The 235-nt window shown below is 63.0% G+C and carries 1 protein-coding gene; it reads right to left on the bottom strand.

The features are described 5' to 3' along the window. Positions 1–235 (bottom strand): RhuM family protein (gene rhuM / locus ACQG3P_RS24060; RefSeq protein ID WP_426806453.1); only part of this gene is annotated, 235 nt, incomplete at both ends.

Below are 235 nucleotides of genomic sequence, written 5' to 3'. Positions count from 1 at the left end.
AGACCAGCTTGTTCTGGTGGGTGGCGAAGAACGTCTTGGCTGTTGCTGCGGTGCCGTCGTAATCGCTGCTGCGGGCGTTGGACAGGTCACGCGGCGTCTGGTAGAACCGCTTCTCCGTACTTCGGATGTCGCGGATGGGGAGCAGCCGTGCTTTGAAGTCGTCCGCGCGATCGGCGGCCTGGAGGCGTTCGTCGTTGAGCAGGAAGCCGTTTAACGAGTACAGCGGCAGGCGCTC

Source organism: Stenotrophomonas sp. SrG, from assembly GCF_050031795.1.
In the GTDB taxonomy this organism is placed as follows: domain Bacteria; phylum Pseudomonadota; class Gammaproteobacteria; order Xanthomonadales; family Xanthomonadaceae; genus Stenotrophomonas; species Stenotrophomonas rhizophila_A.
The sequence above is the reverse complement of the archived record's forward strand: the minus strand, read 5'-3'. Positions and strand labels throughout refer to the sequence as shown.